We start from the raw sequence: 18,205 nt of genomic DNA on the forward strand, positions 1-18,205 counted from the left end.
CCGCGAACCGGCCGCAGGTTTCATTGGTCAAGAGGGTTACAGCGATATCCTCACAATTGACGTTAAGGACAAAAAGACATTCACACTCCATGTGAATAAACTCGACTATCAGTATCAATCTCTTAATGGATTTACGGTTCTGCCGGCTCATGTCGAGAGCTTTGCTATCGCTGATCCCGAGAACTATCGCCATCAGACGGCGTTCGATCGCGATCCTACCAATCCCGGCCTGTGGAACGGCCCCTATCGCGTCACGGCGGTGGAAACCGGCAGCTACATCGTGCTGGAGCGCAACCCCCATTGGTGGGGCGAAGAGCCGCAGTTCGACCGGATTACCGTGCGCGCGATCGAGAACACATCGGCGCTTCAGGCCAATCTGCTGTCGGGCTCCGTCGACTACGTTCCCGGCGAACTCGGCCTGTCGCTGGACCAGGGCCTCTATCTGCAGGAACGGTTTGGCGACCGTTACGACGTCGTCTTCAAACCGGGCCTGCAGTACGAGCACATCGACGTCTTGCTCTCCAACCCCATCCTGGCTGACGTCGGGGTTCGCCGCGCCCTGCTCTACGCGGCAGACCGTTCAGCCATCGTTGCCAGCCTGTTCGACGACAAGAACATCGTCGCCAACGGCTTCGTGCATCCGCTCGATCCCATGCACGCCGACGACTTGCCGACCTACCCCTATGATCCCGACAAGGCGCGTGAACTCTTGGAAGCAGCCGGTTGGACCACGATCGGCGCCGACGGCATCCGCCGCAATGCCGCCGGAGACAGGCTCTCGCTAACCTTGATGTCGACCGCCGGCAACTATGAGCGCGGTCTGGTGGAGCAGGTTCTGCAGTACGGATGGCGCCAGATCGGCATCGAGACGATCATCGAGAACCAGCCACCCAGGGTGCTTTTCGGCAACACGATTTCGCGGCGCGAGTATAAGGCGCTGGCGATGTTCGCCTGGTTTAGCTCACCGGAAAACCTGCCGAAGTCGACCCTCTATTCGACACGGATACCGACCGCGGAGAACGGCTGGTCAGGGCAAAATTACACGGGCTTCAGCGATCCCGAGGTCGACCGGCTGATCGACGAGGCCGAGGTCGAGCTGGATGTGGACAAGCGCAAGGACTTGTGGCGCCGGCTTCAGGTGATCTATGCCGATCAGCTTCCGGTCCTGCCGCTCTATTTCCGCGCGTCCGCCTATGTCACGCCCCACTGGCTGACCGGTATTCGCCCGACCGGCAACCAGTTTCCCTCCACCCTTTGGGTCGAAGAGTGGCGCGCCAGTGATTGATGTGAACCACTTCGTTCCGCCAGCACCACCGGCCCGCTCCCCCGCCCGGCCTCCCCGAGAGTACTGCCGCGGGCGGTCTCGGCGAAAACGCCTCTCGGCGTTTTGCCCCGGTGGTGGGGGAGCGGGCCGGCGCCGCGTCCACGTCAGTGGACCTCACGCCAACCGCCGGAGGCCGCCATGCTCCGGTTTCTGATCGGCCGGTTGATCGGCGCCTTGATCGTTCTCCTGGTCATGAGCCTGGTGATCTACCTTCTCATTGGCTTGATGCCCGGTGATCCGATCGACCTGATGTTCCAGGCCGACCCGACGCTGACGCCAGAGGATCTGGCGCAGTTGCGCGCCGTTTATGGCCTCGACCAGCCGCTTCTGAGCCGCTACGCGGCCTGGCTGGGCAACGCGCTGCAGGGCGATTTCGGGTTCTCGCGCAGCTACCGCCAGCCGGTTCTGGAGATCCTGGCGCCGCGCATGGTGAACACCTTGTGGTTGATGGGCATCAGCTTTGTCCTGTCACTCGCCATCGCAATTCCGCTGGGCGTTCTGGCGGCGATCCGACAGAACGGCCCGCTGGACCTGGGTGTCAACGTTGTTGCGCTGGCCGGCTATTCGATGCCGGTCTTCTGGCTTGCCTTGTTGCTGATTTATCTGTTCGCCGTCGATCTGGCCTGGCTGCCGGCCGGCGGTTCCGGCATCGACGCGCAGACGCTGTGGGGTAAGGCGCAGTTCCTGGTGTTGCCGGTCGCGGCGCTGACATTGACGGGGCTCGGCGCGATTACCCGGTTCACCCGCGGCGAAATGATCGAGGCGCTACGTCAAGATTACGTCCGCACCGCGCGTGCCAAGGGCCTCTCCTATCGCCGTGTCGTCATGGGCCACGCGTTCCGCAACGCCATGATCCCGGTGGTCACGATCGTCGCGCTGGGTTTCGGCACCCTGGTCTCCGGCGCGCTCGTGGTCGAGACCATGTTCGGCTATCTGGGCATGGGCAAGCTGATGTTCGATTCGATCCTGGCCAACGACTACAACGTCGCCCTGGTCGGCCTCCTCATCGCGACTCTGCTGACGCTCGTCGCCAACATCATCGCCGATATCGCCTATGCCGCGCTCGATCCTCGCATCCGTTACGGCGGAGGTCCGGCATGAGCAACATCGCCATCCAAGGCCGGCGCGGCCTGATCGCCCGCTTGATGCAACGTCCCGTCGCGATGCTGAGCGCCCTCATTCTGATCGTCTTCGCGGTGCTGGCGCTGATGGCGCCGTTGTTTGAGCTCTGGCTCGGCCATACCGCGTCCGACGTCGACCTGGCCGGCCGGTTCGCCGGCCCGTCCGCCGCCTACCTGCTGGGTCAGGACGAAATCGGCCGCGACGTCTTCCTCCGCCTCCTCTATGGCGCACGGGTCTCGCTTGCCACAGGTCTGATCGCCGCCGTTGCCTCGGCCATCATCGGCACGATCATCGGTCTGATCGCCGGTTACCGGGGCGGCTGGCTCGACGACTTCCTTATGCGCTGCACCGACTCGGTCATCGCGCTGCCGTTGCTGCCCTTGCTCATTGTCCTGGCAGCGGTCGACCTGTCGAAACTGGGGCTCGGCGACCTCGAGGGATCGTCGAACGCCGTGCGCCTGATCGTCATCGTGTCGCTGGTCAGTTGGACCACGGTGGCGCGCCTGGTGCGCGGCGCGACCTTGACCTTGCGCGAGCGCACCTTTGTGCTGGCCGCCCACGCCCAGGGCGCTGGCGCCCTGCGGATCATGTTAAGCCACATCCTGCCCAACGTTTCCGGTCCGATCATCGTCGCGACGACGCTCGCCGTCGGCAACGTCATCCTGTTTGAATCGGTCCTTAGTTTCCTGGGGCTTGGCATCCAGCCGCCGCTTGCAAGCTGGGGCAACATGCTGACCGACGCTCAGATCCTGATCTGGCAGGCGCCGATGCTGGCGGTCTATCCAGGCCTGGCAATCTTCCTGACCGTCCTGGCCTGCAACCTGCTGGGTAACGGCCTGCAGGATATCTTTGATCCGCGCGCCGACCCGTCGTGACCACGGTCATTGACGGCAGCTTAGGGTTTGTTATATCCCCCACATCCCACTGATCCGCGGTAGCTCAGTTGGTAGAGCGGGTGGCTGTTAACCACTAGGTCACAGGTTCGAGTCCTGTCCGCGGAGCCAATTCGATCAAGGGGTTGGGCCGAAATGGTCCGACCCCTTTTTGTTTCGGGACACCAGGCAGCGCCGCCGGCTCATGGCGGCTGATAGGAACAGCGTCGTCGCGTTGAGCCTAACCGGCACGAGTTGCCGGGCAAGAAGAGCCTCGGTCCGGCCCACACTCTCACCATCGTCGATGATGGCATTCGTGGCGCCTGCTTTAACCCCGCGAGCCGCGCACCCTCTCAACCGCGATCAAAGACATCGGCGCTCATGAACAGCGAAGAAGCAACGGAGCAAAAAGATTGTCTACGATATGTAATGTTATAACATATCGGTCATGTAAACAGACATAACGGACTTTCTGATACCGGTTAGGAGTGTGCCACGATGCCTTGGGAAACCTGCGTGTTCGACATTGATGTTCTTGACCACGACGCGGCTCGCATGCGCGCCGCCTCCATCGTAGGGGCAAGACAATGAGCCCAGACATCTACCTCCTGGGCATGACCGTCGTGATCGTCATCGTCGCGTTTGCGGCGGGGCTGCCCGTCCTGATCGGTCGCAAGTTCGATGCGGAAGGGACGGTCGCTGCGCGCGGTGAAGCCATAGCCGCGGGTGTCTTTCTGGGTGCGGGGCTCATTCATATGCTGGGCGATTCCGCGGGCGATTTCGTCTCCGCCGGCGTCGATTACCCCTGGCCATTCATGTTGTGCGGCGCGGTCGTCCTCGGCTTGCTCCTTCTCGAACACGTCGGTGCCGCGGCGAAAGGCGCAAGCGACGGAAACGCCGTCCTGGCACTCCTGGCAACCCTGATGCTCTCGATCCATTCGTTTCTTGCCGGCGCTGCGCTGGGGACGAGCGGCACGGGCGCCGTCGCCATCGTGATTTTCATCGCGATCATCGCACACAAATGGGCGGCGTCTTTTGCCCTCGCGGTCTCACTCGCCCGCAGCCCGCTCGCGCGCGCCAGCCGCTATATCGCCTTTACCGTGTTCGTCTTCTTTCTTCCGCTCGGCGTTGCGTGCGGCGCGATCGCGACCCAATGGGACGCGGAGTACCCGCTGGTTGCGCCGACACTCAAGGCGCTGGCGGCCGGCACATTCCTCTATCTCGGCACCTTGCACGGTCTGGCGAATGGAACGCTTGTCGCGCGCTGCTGTGACGTCCGCGAGTTCTCCGCGGTGGTTTTTGGCTTTGCGCTGATGGCGGTGGTTGCGATCTGGACGTAGGGCATTCGTGCGGCTCAGCCCATTGACATGGCGGCACGTTGATACCGATCAGACCGCAATCGCCGTCTGATCGGTATCGTTCGCTCTCGGCGTCGGTTTGCCGCCCCAGCGCGCGCGTGCGGCGGCGATCGGCGCCGACATGTAGACGACCGGGAAGTCGACCCAGTTCTTGCGCGACTGCGCGTTCTGCCACGACCGTCTGGAGACCTCGTTAAGGCGTTCGTTGCCGCAGTCCGCCAGCTTCATGTCACGCTGCGAGCGCTTGATGACCGAGCGCCAGTAGCAGTTGCCGATCGTGTTACGGCCGCGCGGAACCGAATAGGCCATGTTGCGCGACCGGTTCCACAAGCGGTTCGGCATCGTGCCGCGGAAGTCGTCGCACATGCCGCGCTCGGCCAATGCCTGCGCAAGCGCGACGTCGAAGACCCGCCGCGTCTGGGGTGACGCCAGGTCCGACTGCAGCCAGGATGCCAAGAGATCGCGCTGCATGAACGGATAGGAAACCGGCAGGAACCAGTCACATAGGTCGAACGTGTTGGAAAGCCAGCCCGACTGCATCCACTGGACCTTCAACAAGACATAGGCCCGATGCGAGCCGTGATCGCGCTTCAGGTCGACATAGAGACCCTCGACATGCTCCTTGATCATCGCCCATTCTTTTTCGTAGAGGCTCAGATAATCGCGATTGTCGCCGCGTTCCCGTAAGAACAGCGACCGCACGAGGTTCACGTCATCGGGGCTGCCTAACTTATCGAGCCTCTTGCCGCGGAAGACATCGCCCAAAAAGCCAATGGATGCCCGGTCCGCGACGTGGCTGGCCTGATCGAAAGCGACAATGTTGTGCGCCGTCTGCAATCCGGAACAACCGGCGTGCAGCCCAACGATCTCGTCGGCATATGTCAGGAGCGTCCAGTCCTGATACGGCAGATCGATAAACTCGAAGTCAAGCCTGCGCGCCCGCTGTTTGCCTCTCAGCATGTCCATGGAGAAGCTCTCGCCGAACGTCGCGGCATAGCCCGGGCGGGCGGCACGTGTCAGCGCGATGATCAGCGAGTCCTTGCCGCCCGACAGCATGAGCACGCTTTGATCATCATAGGCGTCGCGCTCAATGCCATTCTCGATCATGTCGCGCAGGGAATCCGGGGTCCACGCCGGCGCGTCGACATCCAACAGCGCGCTAAGCCCCGTCCCGCGATCGATATCAACCTTGGCCTTGCCGTCCTGGTCGAGCGAGGCTGTGATGCGGCCCGCCGGCGGCAATCTGTAGGTGCCGGCAAAGTGCATTTCCTCGAACACCTGCTGACGGCCGAACAGCAGGGAGGCAACGGCCATGTCATTGAGGTCAGGCAGCTCCGACAAGCTCTCCAGAAGCAGACCCAGATGCGTCGCGAAATGGAGCCGTCCGCCTTCGATCGTATGGTAAATCGCGCCGGCACCAAGCCAATCAGTCGCGAGCTCAATCCCTTCGGGCGAGAACGCCAGCCGTGCAAACTTGCCGTCCAACGCCGCGGCGTCAGCATGGGTTTTTTCGTCGAGCAGCCTGTTCTCGAAGAACGGTCGACCAGTATAGAACGCCAGATCGGCCGAGCCGTCTCTTACGAACGGCTGAGCTGCATCATGGTCGACAAACGTCACGGTGGCCGCACCGACACTCACCGTCGTCGCGGCATGACCGCAGATCGTCGTTGGCGCCACAGCCTCGCCTGATCCAGAACCGAGCACGCCAACGAAAGCGCGGACAAACCGGTTCTGCCGTCTACTCGAACACGTCATCGACAACCAATCCTGCTAGCATCCCCATTGACCAAACCTTGGGACGCCTTTTCGCGAAGACGTAAGCCTTGGGCTGCGATGTCCGGCCAAACGCCTGCACACATGAGCTCCGGCAATGCCGGGACTTCTAAACAAAAAACTCCACCAAAGGTAAAGCGTGCGACCACCCAAATGAAACAACTAAGAAGTTCGACTGGATACGATCAAAAGTGGTACGCCTTATGCTGGTAATACTGTCTCACATCGCCTATTCAGGTGCCGTAACGACTTGGCAAGCGACTGTATGTGGCCGTCTCAAGCGTGTTTCGACTGTTTTAACTGCCAGCACCACATGCTCAATGGAGTTACCGGCGCCGTGACGGCGGCGGCACGGCACAGCGCGCTGAGGTGACGACTTGAAGGGCACGCGCGGCAAGACATCATCACAAACCATCGGTTGGATGGCTTGGGTCAGTGGCGGCCGCGTCATTTTGATGGTCGTCAGCGTGGCATCGGTCGCTATCCTCGCGCGCCTGCTGACCCTCGAAGACTACGGCATTTTTGCCGCCGCAATGATCTTCATCGGTATCGTGCAGTCCGGCATGGTCCAGGGCGGATTTCCTACAGCGGTTATCCAGCGCCAGGACCTGACCACACTGCATATCCGAAACGCCTTCACAGGCATGCTGATCCTGCATTTGCTGGTCGCGGCGCTGATCTGGGTCGGTTCGGACGCGATTGCCACGTTTTTCGACATGCCGGCCCTCGCAGACATCATGAGGGTGCTGTGCCTGAGCATCCTGCTTAATCCCTTCCTCGCGCTCTCCTCGGCCTTGCTGAAGCGGCGCAAGCGATTTCGGTTCCTAACCATCACGGACCTAATCTCGACGATCTTCGCCAGCACCGCGGTCGCCATCGCGCTTGCCTGGGCGGGGTTTGGCGTGTGGTCCCTTGTCACCGCGAGCATCACGTCGACTGTCGTCAGGACCGCCATGATGTTCGCTGCCGCGCGCTTCAACCCGATCCCTGTCATCACACGGCATATGCGCGACCTCTTGAAGCTGAGCCTGGGCATGAGCCTGGTCGGGGCGTTGATGGTCTTGTCGGGCCAAGCGGCAAAGTTCGTAATCGGCCGCGCGCTCGGCGCCGATGCCCTCGGCCTCTTCAACCGAGCGAACCGCCTGGTCGATTTCCCGAAAACGCTGCTGGGCTCGCCACAGGTGCTGTTCCCTGTCATGGCCGACATGAACAACGACAAAGAGCGGCTGGCCCGCGGCTACCTGCGCTCGATTGCCTTGTGCGCGCTGGCCGCAGGTCCGCTCACCGTTCTCCTGTGCCATGCCGCCGACGGCCTGGTCGCGCTGCTTCTGGGCAGCCAGTGGGTCGCGGCTGTCGGCCCCACGGCGATCCTCTCGCTGACCCTTGTCATGATGCTGAGCGCGCGGGTCGCGACCGTCGTCTTCATGGCGCTCGGCACGGTTCGCGAACTGATCGTTCGCCAGAGCCTGTTCACAGCCCTCATCATCGCGGGTTCCATCATCGGGACGCGGTGGGGTCTTGAGGGTGTGTGTGTTGCGGTCGTGGTCGCCTACGCGCTGAGTTACATTCTAGCGATCGTCCTGGCCAACCGGCTCCTGGATACAGGCTGGCGCCGGTTCGCGCGTGCCAATGTGCCCGGCTTGTTGCTTGCCCTACCGGTATTGGTGGCCCTGGTGCTCGGCGAAACGTTCGTCTGGTCGGACGTGCCCGCGATCTTCCGGTTCCTGATCGAAGCGGCGGTCACCGGCCTGATCATCTATGGCGCCTGTTTCATCAAACCCATCTGGTTTCTGGGCCCTGATGGCATCTGGCTTGTCCAGGAGGTCAGGCGGCGCGTCCCGAGCCCACTCAGACGCCTGATCCCCACCTTCTGACCATCGCGTGACGCATCTCGCGGTTTTGGTGGAACAGTGGCAGACTGAACCGACTGGCGCGCGGAAGGCGATCCGCGCCACGAACCAGGAGAAAGCCGATGACGCGGGCAAACCTTGAGATACGTCCGTTGACTCCGACGCTGGGCGCGGAGATCCACGGCGTTGACCTTTCCCATGGTCTGGACGACGAGACCTTCGCTGATATCAAGCAGGCGCTGCTCGACCACCTGGTCGTCTTTCTGCCGGATCAGCGGATCGGCCCGTCCGACCACCTCGCCTTCGCCAAGCGCTTCGGTGAGATCGAGCCGCCGCATCCTTACTTTGGCGTCGTCGATGATCAGCCGGAAGTCACGGTGATCGAGCAGGACGGCACGCCGAAGAGCGACTACAACGACGCTTGGCATACCGACGTGACGTTCCGCGCCGAACCGGCCATGGCGTCGATCCTGCACGCCCAGATCGTGCCGCCGTCGGGCGGCGATACGCTGTGGTCGAGCCTCTATGGACCTTATGAGGCCCTGTCACCGTCGATCCGCGACATGATCGAGGACAAGGTCGCGACCCACGACTATTACAATTCATTCGGGGAAGCCGTGCTGAAGGGTCCCGGTGGACTGGAGAAGCTACTGGATGACGTCCGGCGCTTTCCGCCCGTCGAACATCCGGTGGTGCGCACCCATCCGGAGACCGGGCGCAAAGGGTTGTTCGTCAACCGCGTCTTCACGCATCGCATCAAAGGCATGTCCTGGGTCGAGAGCGATCACATCCTGCGCATGCTCTGCGAGATCGCCGAACACCCGAACTATCAGATCCGCTGGCACTGGCGTCCCTACGATCTGGCGATCTGGGACAACCGCTGCACCATGCATCTGGCGACGTCCGACTTTGCCGGGCACCGCCGCATGCATCGGATCACCGTGCTGGGCGATCGACCCTATCACTAGAGCATAGCCAGGCCGGGCGCCCGGCAGGCTATGGAGAGACGGTCATGGCCAAACGCTACCCCCTGCCGAAACGCTTCAACGCCGCGCTGAGCGAAGCGGCCTATGCCCGCCTACGCGCGCTGAACAACAGATGGCACCTTGGGAACAACTACCTGCTCGTTGTCCTGCTGGAGCATCTCGACGACTACGCCGATGCCGACGCCCTCGACAAGGCGTTCGAGGATTTCATCGCTGAGTATGGCGCGCCCGCGCCAGCAAGAAAATCTGCCGGCTGACGAGCGCACCGCCACCATCTGCCGCCTATAACGCCCACCACAAACGACGGTATCAGGCGTTCTATTCTTCCGTCATGACGCGACCCGGCAGGGACAGGTCACCCGATGCCACGTCGTAAACGCCGGTGACGCACAGCAGCGGTGCTGTGGCATCGGCGTTCACCTGCAACTCCGCCGTCACGGCATCGAAGGCCACGGTCTCGTCCGCGCTGATGGGCACGGTGATCGTCGCCACGCTCCCGTTCAGGATTGGGCTCATACCGGGACTGTCCAAGGCAATCGGCAGATAAGGCGCCGTCGCCGGCAGAAGATCGACACCTGGCGAGACATCACGCACCTTCAAACCGGCGCCGCAGGCCTCCTCTTCGACGAGCACGACCCAATGGGAGTGCCAATCCGCGCCATCATTGGCCGGGTCGCCATCGTTGTTCTCATCGAACAAGGGTGTGTCATCAAAGTCCGGGTGGGCCGTGATGGCGAGCGCCAGGATTCCCGAGCCCGGATCGAAACCGACGGTGGCCGGATCAAGGTTCGTGGGCCAGACGTAAGCGCCCACCTTGGAGCCGGCAAGCTGGCCGATAGGTTCGGGTTTGACGCTACCCGCGGCACCGGCAACCTCCATCATGAATGTCGCCAGCCGGCCGTTCGTCGAAGCCGATGCCGTGGTGATGTCAAAGGCCGGTTCGGCATCGGGATTGGTCGGGCTCTCGATATCGTGCGCCGAGGCAGGATGTGCGGCCGCAGCGAGAAATGCACCTGCAAGAATGAAGGATCTCATGGTCATCTCCGTTAGTATCGACTCGATACCTCCTTTGTAGGCCTCACGGGGTCACCTTGCAATAGTAGTTTTGAGTCGATACTATATGACCATGGATGCGTCGAACGACATTGCCCAAATCCTCGATCGCTTGTCGCGTGTTCTGCAGAACGAAGGGCATGCAGAGGGCCTTAAACCGGCGCAATGGGAAGCGTTGCGCTACCTATCGCGGGCCAACAGATTCTCGCGCACGCCATCCGCCCTCACCGCCTATCTCGGCATCACCAAGGGCACGGTGTCCCAGTCCCTGAACGCACTGGAGCGCAAGGGTCTGATCAAAAAGACCGCGGATCCCGGCGACCGGCGCCAGGTACGCATGGATCTGACCGCCAAGGGCACCAGACTGCTTGCCCGCGATCCGCTTACCGCAACAACGGAAGCCGCGTCGTCCCTATCGGCGGCCGAGCGCCAAGCCGTGGCGACAGGCCTGGAAGAACTGTTGAGGCGGATTTTGTTGGAGCGCGACGGCAGAGCGTTCGGCGTCTGCCGTACCTGCCGCTATTTTCGGAAAAACGATCCGAACGGCGCGCCCCATCGATGCGACCTTCTCGACGAAAAGCTCTCAGCGAACGACAGCGAGCGCATCTGTCTTGAGCAGGAACTGGCCGCCTGATCGCCAGGCGGACAAAGCCGACTAGCTTACTTCAGCCCAACAGACCGGCCCGCCCAGTCCGGCAGTTCCGGAACCGCGGCCGCCTGCATTGCCGCAAGCGTCTCCTCACTGATCGGCGCGGTCCGACCGGCGCGCGTATCGAAGTGCAGCATGACGCATTCAAAGGTCGCGCACTCGCTGCCGTCGACCCGCATGATCATGCCGTAGCGGCAACGCTTCTGATCGACCTGGAACACCAGCGCTTCGAAGTCCATCACCGCGGGTGCACGGATCTCGTTGAGGTAACGCAGGTGGGTCTCGACCGTATAGAAACCGCAGCCGGTCCGCTCGAAGTAGTCGGTGCCGACCTTGAAGTGGTCCATGAACGCCCAGGCGGCATCGGCAAAGCCGACGAGGTAGTAGCCCTCATTCACGTGGCCATAGGGGTCCAGCCAGCTTTCCTGGACTGGTTCGCTGAACAGCTTCTCGAGACTCATGCGGTTTCCTTACCCAACGCCCTTAGATGACGTCAGGGTAAGGCGCGGCCGGCGAACCGTCTACTCGGCGGCCTCGCGCTGGGGCGCCGGCGTCTTACCCTCCAGGGCTTCCATCACCAGCGTATGGAAGTGGTGGACGGCGTGTTCGCTGATATGGCTGCGGTCGCGGTCGACGATAAAGCGGCCGCGGTCATATCCGCGCGACTTCAGACCCTTGAAGACGCTTTCGCACAGCGCGATGTCCTCGGGCTGCAGGATGTCGTCGATGTAGGCGATGGCGTCGGCGGCCTGCTGGGTCGTCGCACCGCCCAGGGAGTGCCAGTCGAGCCGCTCGTGACAGCGTTCGGGACCGTCGGGCAACATCTGAAGCGTCATCAGATTGGGTTCACCCGGCATCAGCCAGATCGTCAGATTAGGCCAGACGAAAAAGCCGGCGTAGCCGAAGTCGACGTCGCCCGGCTCAAACGAATAGGCGCTGCTATCGCGGGCATGGGGTTTGTCGGAGGTTTGGCACGACCAATAGTCATGCACCCGGTTGCGGTAGGTCGGCATTTCGACCAGATCGACGAAAGCCGGATGCGCGGGCTCGCAATGGTAACACTCCTGAAAGTTATCGATGACGACCTTCCAGTTGGCTTGGAGGTCGTATTCCTTGTGGCACGCGAAGGCGAGCTGACCGGCGCGCGGCGTGTAGTTCAGGATCTCCTCCTCAAGCCCCGTGTACTGCTCCTTCAGCGCCGGCGCATCGGGATCGAGGTTGACGAAGACCAGTCCCAACATCGTCTCGACACGCACCGGCTTAAGCCCGAACTCCGCCTTGTCGAAACCATCGACGTTCTCGCAGCCCCGCGCGGTTCTGAGCTTGCCTTCAAGATCATAGGCCCAGGCGTGATACGGGCATGTCATGGTGAGCTTCAGGTTACCCTCGCCTTCGACCAGGCGGTGGGCGCGATGCTGACAGACATTGTAGAAGGCGCGCAGCACACCATCGCGCCCGCGCACCAGCATGATGCCCTCATCGGCAAAGTCGACGGCCATGTAGGCGCCGGGTTCGGCAAGTCGGCTCTCGTGGCCGACAAAGAACCAGGAGCGCGCGAAGATACGGTCCTGTTCCAGCACCAGCACGTCCGGATCGATGTAGTACCGCGACGCCATCGTGTAGGACCGGCCGGGATCGGCATCCAGGCCACCGGGAAGAAGATCGCGATGTCCGGGCATTGTCATGGGGGCAGCTCCAGGTTTCTAGGCCGGCAAAACGCTAAGACCGGCTGTTCGCCCCAACAATCGAGTTTTGCGTGACTTTAGTTGCGAAAACCTCAACAATTGAGTGATGAGCGATCGTCTGCCCTCCCTCAATGCCTTGCGCGCCTTCGAGGCGGTTGCGCGGACCGGCTCGGTCGGGTCAGCGGCGGACGAACTCAGTGTCACTGCCGGCGCCGTCAGCCGGCAGTTGGCGCGGCTGGAAGAAGACTTGAACGTGGTGCTGCTGGAACGAGACGGCCGTGGGCTGCGCCTGACCGCCGCCGGTGAGCGCTGCTATGCCGGCCTGGAACCCGCGTTTGCCCAGATTGCCCGCACGGTCGCGCAGCTGCACCAGCGACGCCGACGCGACGAACTGATCATCGCGGTCGAACCGGTCTTCGCCGCGACCTGGCTTGTCCAGCGACTGGACGGTTTCCGCCGTGCGGTCCCGCATATCGACATCACCATCGACGCCAGCGCGCAGCGGGCGGACACGCGCCGGCCGTCTGCCGATCTGATGCTGGACTACGGCCGCCTCGCGAATGTCGCCGGATGCGAATGCGTCAAGCTGATAGATGAAGAGATTTTCCCCGTCTGTGACCTCGAGACCGCCAAGCGTCTCGAAAACGGCAATGACCTTAAGACGGTCACTCTGCTCCACTATGACGCTGCGCCGCGCTCATGGGATTGGCCGGACTGGGCGACATGGCTGCAAGCGACGGGGCATGAAGGGATCGACGCGGCCCGCGGTCCCCGGTTCGTTGCCGGCACGCTTGTCATGGACGCCGCACGGAACGGCCAGGGCATTGCACTCGCCACCACGTCCATCGCCCATGACGACATCGCAACCGGCCGCCTGGTGCGGCCACTTCCAAGCAGCCTGGCGACAGACTGCGCCTACTACCTGCTGATCCCGGACGCGAAACGCCAAAGAGAAGATGTCACGGCTTTCCACACCTGGTTGTTCGATGCGCTTGCGGCCGATTTCCCGATCCAGGGCAACCACCAAGCGCCGCTCGCGGGCAACGACTAGGACCCGGCCAGACTTTCCAGATAGGCGATCAGCGCGTCGATCTCGCTTTCGGAGAAGGTGAACTCCGGCATTTCGGGATGACCGACAACGATGCCCTCCGCAAGCGCCTCGGCGAGATGGGCCGGCGGCCATTGCTGGACGACATCGCGAAACGGCGGCGCTTCGTCATGCGGGCTCTCGCCATTGACACCGACCGCGTGGCAGCGCGCGCAGTTCTCCTGGGCCAGGACGCGTCCCGTCTCAACGTCCGGATTAGCCTGCGCAATGGCGTTGACGGTGCTGAGGTTCAGAACCAACGCGCCAGCAAACAACCGTCTTTGCCCGCGCCGCGCCGCGGCGCACAGGTTCAAACGTGCGCTCGCCGTCACATCGCCTCCAACCAAAAGGGCTCACGGGACTGAAACTGCTCCCATGCCGCGCCAAGATCGGCCTTGCGCTGCTGGCCAATGCCACCCCACCAGCCGAGCACCTGGCCGGCGGCCCGGACCAGGTCAGATCCGGCCGCACCGTCGGCGGGATCGGCGGTCAGAGTCGCAAGCCGCTCCTCCGTCACCGCGATGTCGTTCATCACGCCGAGATCATCTTGAAGCCGGGAGAGGCTCTGGCGAAACGGGCGACGGCGCTTGTCGGTTTTATCGGCCGGCATGTAGTCGATCGAGTAGCGCAGCTTTTTAATGGCAATCCTCAATTCGTGGCGCTGTTCGTCGGTGCCCGTGACAACGTGATTACCCAACTCCATGACGTCGCGGTACTGACGCGACAAGAGTTTGGCGGACCGCCGCCTGAGCGGCATTTCTAGGCGCTTGGCCTGTTTCTTACTGACATGATTGCGCCACGAGCCTCGCTCGAGCCAAAGACCAAAGTCCAACACGAACCGTCCGTATCGCGGTGAGTTGATGGCGTGACGCAGCGTCTCATAGGCATGCGCGCGCGCGGTCTCGGCGCGGTGCTGGAGACCGAGCAGGCCGCGGTCGCCCGGGTTCGCCTCAACGACAGGATCGAGAATCTCGGTCAAGAAGACGTCGAGATCCCGGGACGGACCAAGACATCCGGCAAGCCACCGGCACTCCGCCTTCAGCCACTTCGCCTGGCCGTCGGGCAGAAAGCGGCCGAAAACGACGAGTGCGGAGCGCAATCGCCTGAGCGCGACCCGCATTTGGTGCACGCCTTCGGGGTCGCTGCCGTCGACCGCAGCAGCCTCGTTGGTGAGCCAATTCGAGAAGCCCGTCCGGAAGACCATCGCGAGCGCATCGCCGATGGTGATCTCGAGCGGTAGCGCCGGCTTTTCAGACGTACGCCACGGCGGCGGCGCGCCGGAGATCAAGCCATAGCCGCGATCGGACTTGCTGCGTGTCTCGACGTGCAGCGGATAGTGTCTGTGGAGCTCGAGAGCCAACTCGTAGAGAGCGCCCGGGTCGCCCTGCAGCAGTTCCAATTCGATCTCCAGAATTGGCACATCGCCCGCATCGGACGTGATGATGCCGCGGTCGCAGGCAATCTCGATCAGCGACGAACGACCGTCGCCGCCTTCATAGGTCAACAGACTGACCAGACGATCGTACTTCGTCGTGAAGACAGGGCGCAGGCCGGTGCACGGTTCGTTGTCCAAGTCGGCAACCGCGCTAACCGTATCCAGCCATTCGGGATGCGGTTCAAAGCCGGGGACCTCGACCTTGCGCTCTTCGCGGTCCATGGCGCCCGCTCGGCGCCCGGCCGACTTCACCGTTTGAACGAAACGCCCGTCTTCGTCGCGCACACGCAAGCAGGCGCCGCGACCGTTTAACGTCATCTCGGGCGTGTCGTAATAGACCGCATGCATGTGCGTGCGTTTGCCGTCACGCGCCGCCGCCATCAGTCGCGGCGTTTCCAGCAGGATCGCCATGCCTTCGGCGTCCGTACGCAGCTTCAGTTCGATTTCTTTTTGCTGCTCGTCGTCTGCTCGCGCCGACGATGACTTCTTTTTATCTTGAAGGTTCAACACCACCTCGTTGCCGGTATGCCCACCAGCACAAACTCATGACCGCGTCCCTCCGCGACGCATTTGACGACATTCACCGTCGGGGTCAAGACAAAGCAGCTATGCCGTATGGAGTACTTGCTCAGCCGAAAGATCAAACAGACTCTTGAGATCGCGACGCAACTGCACCTCGTCGACGGACTGGGCAATCGCAACGACGTGCGAGGCACCATCTTCATGGGACGGCATGTCCGTCACAGCAGGCCGGTGGAAACACCCCTGAACGGCGTCGATACGCACCAGTCCATCCACCTCGTCCACAAGAATCAGACCTTTCAGGCGCAGAAGATCGGCGCCAAAACGCGCAATCAGCTCCGCCAAACCATGTTCAAGCCGGTCCCACGCCACCGCCTCATGGTGCGTACATGAAACCGTCACAATGTCACTGAGCCGATGGGTTGACGGGGCGGAATCTCCATCAAGTCCTGGGGCTTCTGCACGGCCGTGCATGGCGAGCAAGACATCGACGGGCACATTGCCCATGGTTGCCGTGACGATTATTGCCTCGGCATTAACCGCGAAGACTTCGGCTATCACGGCATCCGCGGTGCTCAGATCGGTTTTGGTGACGACCAGAACATCGGCAAAGGCGACTTGGCGCCGCGCCTCCCGGCTCTTGGCCAGGCTCGCGACACCGGCGACGGCGTCGATGCAGGTGATTGTGCGATCAAACGTGTAGCGCGAGAGGCGCAACGGATCGCTCCAGAACATGCGGATAAGCGCGCCTGGATCGGCAAGACCGGTCGTTTCGATCATGACGCGCGAGAACGCGGGTATCTCGCCTCTCACTCGCCGGTCCAGCAAACTCTGCAGCGTCGTCACCAGGTCGCCCTGCAGCGTGCAGCAGAGGCAACCGCTATCCAGCAGAAGCGTCGATTCATCACCGCGTTCCAACAGAAGGTGATCGAGCCCGACGTCACCAAACTCGTTCACGATGACGGCAGCGTCCGCCAATTCCCGCTGACCAAGCAAATGGCGCAACAAGGTCGTCTTGCCGCTGCCCAAGAAACCGGTGATCACGGTTACCGGGATCGGCGCCTCCGGAACGACACGCGCCGTCACGATGCCAACCGGTCACCCGAAAGCCAGGTGCCGTCCCAGAACGTCTCCGGCGCAGTCGTCATCAGATCGAAGCCGCCGGAACGAGGCGGTGACAGCTTGCGGCCGCCAACGCGCTCGACAAGCTCCTGTTTGGCCTCCGCGATCACGGCGGGCGAACCCAGCAGCTCGATCGCCGTCAGCGTCAGGCCTTCAGACGCCATCAGACCGCCTTGAATGCCAGAGGTGTGGCCGGACATCGCCGTCGTCGCCCAGTTGTGGAACAGCACACCCAGGGGCTCTGCCCAGTTGACGCGCGCGAGCGGGATGTACCAGCTGGCCTCCCCATCGTCCTGGCCGAAGGGATCGCAGCCCTCGGTATGCAACTTTGTCTTCCGGTCCAGCACCACATCCATCTGCGGGCTGCAGGCCTTCGACAGCTCGGCCATGAAGGCCACATCGTTGTCGCTCCACGCGGGCGGCCCGATGACATCAAGGTGCGTCTGCAGGACACGGCCCAGCGTGTGGTTTGGCAGGTAACCGCGGGACGCCGAGATAAACTGTTCCGAGAACGCCGTGTTTGTGTAGCGCGCGGCGTCCGCGGCCATGGGAAGGATCTGATTGTAGACCTCCTCGGCACGTTCGAAGTTCTCGTGGCGCACCGTGATCCACAGGCGTGCTTCGTCGCAGGTGATGCTGGGCATCAAGCCGGCAACGCGCAACACGTGACCGATGATCGCATCGTTGTACTGATGGGCGCGCAGACGCTCCATCGTCTGGACCGTCAGTTCGGCCGCATCCAGGGCGTTTTGCGAACGCCTAGACCCGCCATGGCCGGAGACGCCGGAGAACACGAACTCCGCCGAGACGCACGACAGGCAGGGGCGCGAGATCGCACCGTTCTGCTGATCGCCGTGACTGGTCAGGAGCGCGTCGATGCCGTCGAAGGCGCCGCGCTCGAACATCGCGATCTTGCCCCATAGCAGTTCCTCCGCGGGCGTGCCTAGCACGACCAACGTTCCGCCCAGGCCAAGCGCCTCCATGACATGGCGCACGGCGATCGCCGCGCCGACATTCGCCGCGCCGATCAGGTTGTGGCCACAGGCATGGCCGGCGCGATGGCCATCGGGCGCGCGCCGGGGTTCGGCCAGGTTGCCCTGACCCGGCAAGGCATCGTACTCGGCCAACAGGCCCAACGTCGGCCCCTCGCCGTTTGACCAGACCGCGCGGAACGCCGTCGGGATGCCGCAGACGCCACGCTCGACCGTGAACTTATGATCGGCGAGCCAAGCCGACAGCCCGGCTTCGGCCTGATACTCCATCATCGGCAACTCCGGATGCTCCCAGATGCCGGTGCACATGGATTCGATATCGGTCCGCAGGCCCGCCCAAGCCTCACGCGTCGCTGCGGTTGTTCTGTCGTCCAT

Annotated in this window: 17 protein-coding genes and 1 tRNA gene; 10 read left to right on the top strand and 8 right to left on the bottom strand. The window is 62.6% G+C overall.

The features are described from left to right. The 5 genes from AAF563_21605 to AAF563_21625 form a co-directional block, all read left to right on the top strand. On the top strand, positions 1–1,285 hold a 1,285-nt coding region (locus AAF563_21605; GenBank protein ID MEM7123887.1), incomplete at its 5' end, for a peptide ABC transporter substrate-binding protein. A 177-nt stretch (positions 1,286–1,462) separates the two neighbouring features. Then, positions 1,463–2,425 (top strand): ABC transporter permease, encoded by a 963-nt coding sequence (locus AAF563_21610; GenBank protein ID MEM7123888.1) that lies wholly within the window; start codon positions 1,463–1,465, stop codon positions 2,423–2,425. Further along, complete coding sequence (locus tag AAF563_21615; protein MEM7123889.1) at positions 2,422–3,321, top strand: ABC transporter permease; 900 nt, start codon at positions 2,422–2,424, stop codon at positions 3,319–3,321. The genes AAF563_21610 and AAF563_21615 overlap by 4 nt, the downstream gene beginning before the upstream one ends. Before the next feature lie 53 nt (positions 3,322–3,374). Next, positions 3,375–3,450: transfer RNA gene (locus tag AAF563_21620), tRNA-Asn, on the top strand. 455 nt (positions 3,451–3,905) lie between these two features. Next, positions 3,906–4,658 carry a ZIP family metal transporter gene (locus tag AAF563_21625; GenBank protein ID MEM7123890.1) on the top strand — a complete coding sequence of 251 codons (753 nt, stop codon included), beginning with the start codon at positions 3,906–3,908 and terminating at the stop codon, positions 4,656–4,658. 48 nt (positions 4,659–4,706) lie between these two features. On the opposite strand, the gene AAF563_21630 is transcribed toward AAF563_21625, so the two are convergent. After that, positions 4,707–6,431 carry a hypothetical protein gene (locus AAF563_21630; protein ID MEM7123891.1) on the bottom strand — a complete coding sequence of 575 codons (1,725 nt, stop codon included), beginning with the start codon at positions 6,429–6,431 and terminating at the stop codon, positions 4,707–4,709. 395 nt (positions 6,432–6,826) lie between these two features. Here AAF563_21630 and AAF563_21635 point away from each other — a divergent pair, with 395 nt between their 5' ends. The 3 genes from AAF563_21635 (at position 6,827) to AAF563_21645 (ending at position 9,542) form a co-directional block, all read left to right on the top strand. Continuing rightward, a complete protein-coding gene (locus AAF563_21635; protein ID MEM7123892.1) occupies positions 6,827–8,323 on the top strand; it encodes a lipopolysaccharide biosynthesis protein in 1,497 nt (498 codons plus the stop codon). A gap of 98 nt (positions 8,324–8,421) precedes the next feature. Next, positions 8,422–9,267 carry a TauD/TfdA family dioxygenase gene (locus AAF563_21640; GenBank protein MEM7123893.1) on the top strand — a complete coding sequence of 282 codons (846 nt, stop codon included), beginning with the start codon at positions 8,422–8,424 and terminating at the stop codon, positions 9,265–9,267. Between the two features lie 44 nt (positions 9,268–9,311). Beyond that, entirely contained in the window at positions 9,312–9,542 is a 231-nt protein-coding gene (locus AAF563_21645; protein MEM7123894.1) for a hypothetical protein, read from the top strand. A gap of 61 nt (positions 9,543–9,603) precedes the next feature. Here AAF563_21645 and AAF563_21650 read toward each other — a convergent pair whose 3' ends face one another. Continuing rightward, a complete protein-coding gene (locus AAF563_21650) occupies positions 9,604–10,320 on the bottom strand; it encodes a hypothetical protein (GenBank protein ID MEM7123895.1) in 717 nt (238 codons plus the stop codon). An 85-nt stretch (positions 10,321–10,405) separates the two neighbouring features. Between AAF563_21650 and AAF563_21655 the strand changes: the two genes are divergently transcribed. Next, the gene (locus AAF563_21655) at positions 10,406–10,972 is read left to right on the top strand and encodes a MarR family transcriptional regulator (protein ID MEM7123896.1); all 567 of its coding nucleotides are present in this window, start codon (positions 10,406–10,408) and stop codon (positions 10,970–10,972) included. A 26-nt stretch (positions 10,973–10,998) separates the two neighbouring features. Here AAF563_21655 and AAF563_21660 read toward each other — a convergent pair whose 3' ends face one another. Beyond that, a complete protein-coding gene (locus AAF563_21660; protein MEM7123897.1) occupies positions 10,999–11,448 on the bottom strand; it encodes a thioesterase family protein in 450 nt (149 codons plus the stop codon). A 60-nt stretch (positions 11,449–11,508) separates the two neighbouring features. Then, entirely contained in the window at positions 11,509–12,672 is a 1,164-nt protein-coding gene (locus tag AAF563_21665; GenBank protein MEM7123898.1) for an aromatic ring-hydroxylating dioxygenase subunit alpha, read from the bottom strand. Positions 12,673–12,778: 106 nt separating this feature from the next. Here AAF563_21665 and AAF563_21670 point away from each other — a divergent pair, with 106 nt between their 5' ends. Next, positions 12,779–13,723: a LysR substrate-binding domain-containing protein gene (locus tag AAF563_21670; GenBank protein MEM7123899.1), complete on the top strand. Its 945-nt coding sequence runs from the start codon at positions 12,779–12,781 to the stop codon at positions 13,721–13,723. Here AAF563_21670 and AAF563_21675 read toward each other — a convergent pair. From AAF563_21675 to AAF563_21690, 4 genes are all read right to left on the bottom strand, one after another. Next, the gene (locus AAF563_21675; GenBank protein MEM7123900.1) at positions 13,720–14,091 is read right to left on the bottom strand and encodes a cytochrome c; all 372 of its coding nucleotides are present in this window, start codon (positions 14,089–14,091) and stop codon (positions 13,720–13,722) included. The genes AAF563_21670 and AAF563_21675 overlap by 4 nt on opposite strands. Then, positions 14,088–15,701 (bottom strand): CYTH and CHAD domain-containing protein, encoded by a 1,614-nt coding sequence (locus tag AAF563_21680; protein ID MEM7123901.1) that lies wholly within the window; start codon positions 15,699–15,701, stop codon positions 14,088–14,090. The genes AAF563_21675 and AAF563_21680 overlap by 4 nt, the downstream gene beginning before the upstream one ends. Positions 15,702–15,800: 99 nt before the next feature. Beyond that, on the bottom strand, positions 15,801–16,802 hold the full coding sequence (locus AAF563_21685) for a GTP-binding protein (protein MEM7123902.1): 1,002 nt from the start codon (positions 16,800–16,802) through the stop codon (positions 15,801–15,803). After that, positions 16,799–18,205 (bottom strand): amidohydrolase, encoded by a 1,407-nt coding sequence (locus AAF563_21690; protein MEM7123903.1) that lies wholly within the window; start codon positions 18,203–18,205, stop codon positions 16,799–16,801. Before AAF563_21690 ends, AAF563_21685 begins: the two co-directional genes overlap by 4 nt.

The organism is Pseudomonadota bacterium, from assembly GCA_039028155.1.
Lineage (GTDB): Bacteria > Pseudomonadota > Alphaproteobacteria > SP197 > SP197 > JANQGO01.

Excerpts from the sequence above, each read along its gene's own strand:
- AAF563_21610 (MEM7123888.1), top strand. The coding sequence starts at position 1,463 with ATGCTCCGGTTTCTGATCGGCCGGTTGATCGGCGCCTTGATCGTTCTC.
- AAF563_21615 (MEM7123889.1), top strand. The coding sequence starts at position 2,422 with ATGAGCAACATCGCCATCCAAGGCCGGCGCGGCCTGATCGCCCGCTTG.
- AAF563_21625 (MEM7123890.1), top strand. The coding sequence starts at position 3,906 with ATGAGCCCAGACATCTACCTCCTGGGCATGACCGTCGTGATCGTCATC.
- AAF563_21630 (MEM7123891.1), bottom strand. The coding sequence starts at position 6,431 with ATGACGTGTTCGAGTAGACGGCAGAACCGGTTTGTCCGCGCTTTCGTT.
- AAF563_21640 (MEM7123893.1), top strand. The coding sequence starts at position 8,422 with ATGACGCGGGCAAACCTTGAGATACGTCCGTTGACTCCGACGCTGGGC.
- AAF563_21645 (MEM7123894.1), top strand. The coding sequence starts at position 9,312 with ATGGCCAAACGCTACCCCCTGCCGAAACGCTTCAACGCCGCGCTGAGC.
- AAF563_21650 (MEM7123895.1), bottom strand. The coding sequence starts at position 10,320 with ATGAGATCCTTCATTCTTGCAGGTGCATTTCTCGCTGCGGCCGCACAT.
- AAF563_21655 (MEM7123896.1), top strand. The coding sequence starts at position 10,406 with ATGACCATGGATGCGTCGAACGACATTGCCCAAATCCTCGATCGCTTG.
- AAF563_21660 (MEM7123897.1), bottom strand. The coding sequence starts at position 11,448 with ATGAGTCTCGAGAAGCTGTTCAGCGAACCAGTCCAGGAAAGCTGGCTG.
- AAF563_21665 (MEM7123898.1), bottom strand. The coding sequence starts at position 12,672 with ATGACAATGCCCGGACATCGCGATCTTCTTCCCGGTGGCCTGGATGCC.
- AAF563_21670 (MEM7123899.1), top strand. The coding sequence starts at position 12,779 with ATGAGCGATCGTCTGCCCTCCCTCAATGCCTTGCGCGCCTTCGAGGCG.
- AAF563_21690 (MEM7123903.1), bottom strand. The coding sequence starts at position 18,205 with ATGGACGACAGAACAACCGCAGCGACGCGTGAGGCTTGGGCGGGCCTG.